This is a genomic window from Bacillus sp. SIMBA_154 (genome assembly GCF_046536015.1).
GTDB classification, from domain to species: Bacteria; Bacillota; Bacilli; order Bacillales; family Bacillaceae; genus Bacillus; species Bacillus pumilus_P.
Window position 1 is genome coordinate 1 of record NZ_JAWJBV010000171.1, and the last position, 286, is coordinate 286.

At 51.0% G+C, this 286-nt stretch carries 1 protein-coding gene; it reads left to right on the top strand.

Annotated features, from left to right (window positions below):
* On the top strand, positions 1–286 hold a 286-nt coding region (locus tag R0K30_RS21610), incomplete at both ends, for an ABC transporter substrate-binding protein (RefSeq protein WP_410612858.1).

The window sequence follows — 286 nt, forward strand, 5'->3', positions numbered from 1 at the left end:
GCTGAACGGGAGAAAAAATTTCTGTTCAATCAAGTCGCGTATAACAACTTCCCGCTGAAAATCACGGTGCTTCAAGAAAACGGGAACATTCACGGCATTGAGGACTTGAAAGGAAAGCGGGTCATTACGAGTCCGACGTCAAACGGCGCGCTTGTGCTGAAGAAATGGAATGAAAAACACGGCAGTCCGTTTGAAATCGCTTATGCCGGCCAAGGCTCCAACGATGCGGCCAATCAGCTGAAATCCGGCCGCGCCGATGCGACGATTTCAACACCGTTTGCCGTCG